The organism is Alcaligenes sp., from assembly GCF_050255915.1.
Classification (GTDB): Bacteria; Pseudomonadota; Gammaproteobacteria; order Burkholderiales; family Burkholderiaceae_B; genus Alcaligenes; species Alcaligenes aquatilis.
In genome coordinates, this window is sequence record NZ_JBFWIQ010000027.1 from 1 (window position 1) to 3,978 (window position 3,978).

Below are 3,978 nucleotides of genomic sequence, written 5' to 3' on the forward strand. Positions count from 1 at the left end.
TCGCGGTCGACGCAACGCTGATCGGATGGCTCGCCATAGCCGATCGCATCAAACCGGAGGCGTACGCGGTTGTACAGGCTTTACGCGCGCGTGGACTGCAGGTGGGCATGGTCACTGGCGATGGACGGGCTACCGCCGAATCGGTTGCCAGGCAATTACATATTGAGCAGGTGCATGCCGAGGTGCTGCCTCAGGATAAGGCGAAAGTCGTCTCCCAATTGCAGGAACAGGGCCGCCGGGTCGCCTTCGTCGGCGATGGTATCAATGACGCTCCAGCTCTTGCACAGGCCCATGTCGGTATTGCACTGGCTTCAGGCACGGACATCGCTATCGAAGCCGCAGACGTGACCCTCACGCGCGGGCAACTCGGCGAAGTGGTCACGGCACTGACGGCAGCACGACGCACCCTGAGTAATATCCGTGGCAATCTGTTCTGGGCCTTTTTCTACAATATTCTACTGATCCCTGTCGCGGCTGGCGTGGCCGTGCCTATCGGCATTCATCTGAATCCGATGGTAGCTGGCGTAGCCATGGGGCTGTCCTCCATCTTCGTGCTCAGCAACAGCTTACGCCTTAAACGGCTCAAGGCTTATGTACCAACGGTAACGCCGGGTGCTGTACAGAATACCGCACTCAAACCTGCTCATTCCTGAGCGATTTGTTCAAACGAGGAGAAACCATATGGGTCAGTTCGTTTTCAGCGTACCCGCCAAGGGCGATTTTGATACCACCGTAGAGCTGGTTGAACCGAGGCCCTCAAGGTGGAAGGCTTTGGTGTGCTCACCACGATTGACGTCGCCGCGACGCTCAAGGCCAAACTGGGCATTGATGAGCGGCCTTTGTCATTCTCGGTGCTTGCAACCCGTCCTACGCTCATCAGGCGTTGGAGGCCGATCCCGACATCGGTGCCTTGCTGCCCTGCAACGTGGTGGTGCGCACCGAAGCCGATGGCAGCGTGAGTGTGGTATTCATGGATCCCGCCGCCGTACTTGGCATGGTGGACAAGCCGCAAATTGCCAAGCTCGGCATCGAGGTGCGCGACAAACTCCAGCGTGTAGCTGATGCTATGCGCGGTTGAATAATATCTATACGAGTTTATTGAATAGCCCTTTTACCTCATTTCCAACAGGAGAAAACCCATGAGCGATATCCATCTGAAGATCACTGGCATGACTTGTGAACACTGCGTGCGTGCCGTAGCGAAGGCGCTGGAAGGCGTGCCCGGCGTGGAAAAGGCGGATGTCACGCTGGAGCCAGGAGAAGCCGTAGTGCACGGTAAGGCCGACACTACCGCATTGACCGCAGCGGTCAAGGAAGAAGGCTATGTTGCGGAGGTGCGGGGCTGAAGCCCTGCACGCCGATCCGCAATGTATGATCCCGTGTTGCTTTACACGAGTCCCGGCTGCCCCGACTGCGCTGCCGTGCGCCGTTACCTCGAAGAACACCATGTCGCATATGAGGAACGTGACGTGACGGCTCCCGGCGTGGCTGAGGAAGCCAAATCACGCTATGGGGTGCGGGTCGCGCCTATCACGGTGATCGGCTGCGAGGCGTTATGGGGAACATTTGCTCATCAAAAGCCACGACTTGATGAATTGCTGACCAAGACCTAACGAATAAGATTGGATCGTGCGAAACCACGATCTAACCCGTTTGTTTGTCGATCAACGTCATTGGTTAACCATCTTTCAGCATCAGGTTTACCACCCCATATCGTTGAATATGAATCTTTAGCTCTTTGAAATGTTTTGCATATTATCAAAATACTGATGTTTTATAGATGAGCAATCCAGCCGATTTCTGCTGAAAACTGATAAATCTCAGGCGCAGTTGGAGGATACAAATAAAGTTGGCAAGAGGGCACCACACCCTCCAAAGTTCTTTTTGATCATGCCGCAAATAGAGGTGATCTTTGCAGCCAACCATTCAAACAGCGCTTGGCAATCTCGTATAACATCAATGCGATCTGTGCACGAAAAACATGGTAGATCCCTTTACACAAGCTTGCTAAACATGATGTTGATGGGCTTGTCCAAGGTGATCTGGCAGGCATGGTTGCCGATCTGAAAGAATCCAGTAGCGAAAGAAAAGGATCCGTTCACAAGGATTCGATCGGCCTCCTCAAGAAGCCATTGCAGGCATATCCCGATGGCAGTATTGCGATCGTAACCCAGGCCACGCCTGTTCCAACTTGCTTGCGCCAATGGAACACCCCGATATCCCAGATCGAAGAAGCGTTCTAAAAAAAGAGTACGCAGCGAGTCATGGCCCATAATGTTTACAAGAAAACTAATAATTTCTTTTCCAGACAAGACCTCTGGTGGAAGCAGCCGCACCGCACACGGCGGCAAAAACGACCGCATGGATTCGCCAAAAACTACCCCGTGTATCAGATCCTCATCGATCATTTGTTCGTAATCCGACCGGGGATCGGATCCAGTGCGAGTACTCAGCTGAATAAGCGCCATCGCCTCGTTTCGATGACCGCTCGGGGGAAAGCCGGAGACATAGTGATCCAGAATGTCATGTACCAGCACAGAAGTGTTTATCCTCTCACCAGGGCTGGGGGTGGAAGCAATTATTTCTGGATCGTCGAGCGCTATGTCCAGCTTCCAGCCCCGCGCGCCAAATCCATCCGGCCATTCACTTCGATAGGTGACGCGGACAACAACATTGGGGCTCTGGAAGAGTCTCATGACACCCTCCTGTCTTTATCCCAAATCAGCTGTAGTAAGCGTGAATCACCGACGTTGCTGGCGACCGGGCATTGCGCGCAGCCAAGATATGTCGGCGGATTTTCGCAACCAAAACATTGTTTCACGAGTCGAGTTGTCTTAGCAATTTCTTCCAGCACGAGCTCGCATTCCTTCTTTTTCCATTCCGTACTTCGCTGCAATGCTTCAAGCAAGTCGAATACTTTATGACTCGCTTGATGCCCGGTCTGACTGCAGGAACGAATGGTTGCCAGTTCGGCGATGTCCCGCAGCGCGACACCCAGAGCAGCCAAGCGCTGAACAACGCGGATGATCTGAATATCATCATTTGTGTACAGACGCACACCTTTTGCCGTCTTCACCGGTGCCAGGATTCCCTGCTCCTCATAGAAACGAAGCGTACGGGTTGAGGTGCTGAGCAGACTTGCTGCCTCACCAATCTTCAAAGGCTTCATCTTCTTAGCCTGGGTTGAGGCTTGCCTGTTGCCCGGCTTCATTGGCCTACAATCCTATCAACTGAGCCTGATGACCGCTCTTCAAAACACCTTGCAGCAGCTCCTTTGACGATGTGATGTTCGGTTGATACTGCACAACAACCAGATGTTCCTGTTTGGGATCGAAGCTCACTTGGATAACCCCTGGAATTTCACGCAGACAAGTCAATAGAGGACCCGAAGTGCCTTCATCCAATGCGCTGTTAACGTGGATCACGACTTCAACTTGGGATGCAATCATCGGTATATCTCCTATTATTGTGTGAAGCTAATAACATCACATGCGCCGCTCTAGCAGCCAGTTGCAGCTCTTTTTTGAGATTATGCAATTTATTAACGTTAACGTTAACATATTATAGTCAGGCGCCGTCCGTCAACTGCATGGGTATTGCTGTTGAGGCTACCAACTGGAATCCTGACCAACAAGACATGACCCGCTGTCGGCCGAACCGAACCGAGGCCATGCGCGATGCGCATGAAGCCGCAGCCTATAACCAGTGGCTGACTGGCGAGATTTAGGCATCCATTGACGACCTACGGCCGAGCATTCTGCATGATGAAGTCATTGCCAAGATGGGCGCGGGCTAAGCGCTTCGGTCAGGAACTGCGCGACAAGACCAAACCGCTTGCACAGTATCCCGAGCTAGCAGGCTGTCGGACTTTCCCTTTGCCTAAAATTATCGTATAATTACTTATGATTCAATGTGATGAGTGATTTTATGGCCCACTTCCTCGATACTGACCGCAAGACTGATTATCTTCTGCCCCCT

Annotated in this window: 7 protein-coding genes; 4 read left to right on the plus strand and 3 right to left on the minus strand. The window is 52.6% G+C overall.

Annotated features, from left to right (window positions below):
* The 4 genes from AB7E06_RS19105 to AB7E06_RS19120 form a co-directional block, all read left to right on the plus strand.
* A partial coding sequence (locus AB7E06_RS19105; protein WP_427958170.1) for an HAD-IC family P-type ATPase occupies positions 1 to 653 on the plus strand: 653 nt, incomplete at its 5' end.
* A 230-nt stretch (positions 654 to 883) separates the two neighbouring features.
* Positions 884 to 1,078 (plus strand): DUF302 domain-containing protein, encoded by a 195-nt coding sequence (locus AB7E06_RS19110; protein ID WP_226852539.1) that lies wholly within the window; start codon positions 884 to 886, stop codon positions 1,076 to 1,078.
* 61 nt (positions 1,079 to 1,139) lie between these two features.
* Entirely contained in the window at positions 1,140 to 1,346 is a 207-nt protein-coding gene (locus AB7E06_RS19115) for a CopZ family metallochaperone (RefSeq protein WP_215859069.1), read from the plus strand.
* Between the two features lie 21 nt (positions 1,347 to 1,367).
* Complete coding sequence (locus AB7E06_RS19120; protein WP_024895041.1) at positions 1,368 to 1,613, plus strand: glutaredoxin family protein; 246 nt, start codon at positions 1,368 to 1,370, stop codon at positions 1,611 to 1,613.
* A 381-nt stretch (positions 1,614 to 1,994) separates the two neighbouring features.
* Here AB7E06_RS19120 and AB7E06_RS19125 read toward each other — a convergent pair whose 3' ends face one another.
* The 3 genes from AB7E06_RS19125 to AB7E06_RS19135 are packed head-to-tail and all read right to left on the minus strand — an operon-like array spanning position 1,995 to position 3,449.
* Positions 1,995 to 2,696 carry a hypothetical protein gene (locus AB7E06_RS19125; RefSeq protein ID WP_024895040.1) on the minus strand — a complete coding sequence of 234 codons (702 nt, stop codon included), beginning with the start codon at positions 2,694 to 2,696 and terminating at the stop codon, positions 1,995 to 1,997.
* Complete coding sequence (locus tag AB7E06_RS19130; RefSeq protein WP_226852538.1) at positions 2,693 to 3,211, minus strand: MerR family transcriptional regulator; 519 nt, start codon at positions 3,209 to 3,211, stop codon at positions 2,693 to 2,695. The genes AB7E06_RS19125 and AB7E06_RS19130 overlap by 4 nt, the downstream gene beginning before the upstream one ends.
* A 4-nt stretch (positions 3,212 to 3,215) precedes the next feature.
* Complete coding sequence (locus AB7E06_RS19135; RefSeq protein ID WP_024895038.1) at positions 3,216 to 3,449, minus strand: hypothetical protein; 234 nt, start codon at positions 3,447 to 3,449, stop codon at positions 3,216 to 3,218.
* Between the last annotated feature and the right edge of the window lie 529 nt (positions 3,450 to 3,978).